The organism is Halomonas sp. LBP4, assembly GCF_003202205.1.
Lineage (GTDB): Bacteria > Pseudomonadota > Gammaproteobacteria > Pseudomonadales > Halomonadaceae > Halomonas > Halomonas flagellata.
In genome coordinates this window covers 410,976-412,793 of sequence record NZ_PDOG01000002.1, presented here as the reverse complement: position 1 = coordinate 412,793, position 1,818 = coordinate 410,976, and the positions used below count along the sequence as shown (strand labels likewise).

The following is a 1,818-nucleotide window of genomic DNA, read 5'->3' as shown; positions in this document are numbered from 1 at the left end:
ATGAAGGCACCGAACAGGATGACGATGATACCGCCGACCAGGTTGGCTTCCTGGCGATAGACCAGCAGCAGGCGACCGATGGCCGTGGCACTGGCACCAAGCATCAGGAATACCGTGGAGAACCCGAGCACGAACCATATCGCCTGGGTCAACACCCGGAGCCGCTCGCGCCGGTCCGCTTCCCGTATCTGCCCCAGCGAGCGCCCGGCCACGAAGGAGAGATAGCCAGGCACGAGCGGCAAGACACAGGGCGAAACGAACGAAATCAGGCCCGCCAGAAAGGCAGTGGCCAGGCCGATATTGGCAACTTCCCACATCACTCCTTACCCCGCGGCTAGGCTTGGAGCTTCGACACGGGCTGCTCGGTCGGCACGTTGTGATCCGCTTCGTGGCGAGTGGTGGTGTCGGTCGCCCTTGACGCTATAGGAGAGGCTTCCACCTTGGCTTGGACGTCAGAGGCTTCGCCCTGGTCGGTAGCCTTACCTTTCTTGTCCTTGCATTTCATCATGCACATTGCTCCGCACATGACGAGGCAAGGCAAGATACTCACCAGGATAGGCGCGATACCCAGCAGGACCAGTTGATCCCAGCCCATGGCAAGGCCACCAGCCACCACCACGGCACCCAACAGCATCCAGCGGCGTGGCCCTGTCACCCAGCCTTTCAGTCCGGAGGTCTCCTGCCCCTGCGGGGTCTTGTCGTCACAGCAACTCATGGCGCTTCCTCGTTGGTGCTTGCTATCGTTTCGGTAAGAAACTCGATCATCTCGGGGGTATTCCATTCGGCCTCCCCGACCAGGCGTCCGACCTCCTTGCCCTGGCGGTCGAGCAGAAGCGTCGTGGGAATACCCACGGCACCCAGGTCCGCGCTGGCCATGCCGGTTTGATCGACATAGGGGGCAAGATGCTCGATACCCACCTCCTGATAGAATTCGTTGACGACCTCGATGCCCTTGCGGTCGATCGAGAGCGCAACGACCTCGAAGTCCATCCCACCCAATTCAACCTGGAGGGCATCCAGGGTGGGCATTTCCTCGCGGCAGGGGCCACACCATGTCGCCCAGACGTTGAGCAGGATCAGTTTCCCTTCGAAGTCAGCCAGCGTCAGAGGGGTGCCATCGCTATCCTCGAAACTGATGTCCGACACGTCGCGCGGGCTTTCCCAGAGAAGCAATCCATTCGGCCCTACACGTTCGGGAGGTTCGGCGGCGGCCGAAGAGGTGATCGCTACCCACAATGCCGCTGCTAGCCAACTGGCTCCGGTCAGTTTTCCCATCACCAAAGCTCACCTTCAGTGGGTGGCGTAAATTTCGGGGGTAGCGGTTGGCTCGAAGGCCAAGGTGTAGACCTCGAGTGGACCGCGCTTCTCTCCCGACATTCCCGGTGAGCCAAGCGGCATCCCCGGTACGCTCAGCCCTTGGATGAAGGGCTCCTCATCAAGTACCTTGGCTACGCTTTCCACGGGTACGTGACCTTCGAAGAGGTAGTCTCCAATGAGCGTGGTATGGCAACCATGCAGTTTCTCGGGGACGTTGTGTTCGGCTTTCATCGCCGAGAGATCATTGGTATCGATCGTCTCCACGTCGAACCCGTTCTCTTCCAGATACTTGGCGTATTCGGCACAGCAGCCACAGTTGGGGTTCTTGTAGAGAGTCGCCGAGGTCTCGGCTGCCAATCCCGCAAGGGGGAAGGTCATCAGCGCAGCCATGGTGAGTGTCTTCAAGTGCTTCATCTGTGGGGTCTCCTGAAAAGTCATGGATAACACTCAATGGTTTATTGTGCTATATTTTCGCAACATTAATTGAAGATATTGGTAACG

4 protein-coding genes are annotated in these 1,818 nt (G+C 59.0%); all 4 read right to left on the bottom strand.

Translation table 11 applies throughout. From position 1 onward, the window contains the following. The coding region (locus CR157_RS08950; protein ID WP_219999917.1) for a cytochrome c biogenesis CcdA family protein at positions 1 to 317 on the bottom strand (317 nt) is incomplete at its 3' end. Between the two features lie 17 nt (positions 318 to 334). Continuing rightward, a complete protein-coding gene (locus CR157_RS08945) occupies positions 335 to 715 on the bottom strand; it encodes a hypothetical protein (protein ID WP_181422016.1) in 381 nt (126 codons plus the stop codon). Next, entirely contained in the window at positions 712 to 1,275 is a 564-nt protein-coding gene (locus CR157_RS08940) for a TlpA family protein disulfide reductase (protein WP_110283188.1), read from the bottom strand. Before CR157_RS08940 ends, CR157_RS08945 begins: the two co-directional genes overlap by 4 nt. Before the next feature lie 15 nt (positions 1,276 to 1,290). Continuing rightward, positions 1,291 to 1,731 (bottom strand): DUF411 domain-containing protein, encoded by a 441-nt coding sequence (locus CR157_RS08935; RefSeq protein WP_110283187.1) that lies wholly within the window; start codon positions 1,729 to 1,731, stop codon positions 1,291 to 1,293. Positions 1,732 to 1,818: the final 87 nt, after the last annotated feature.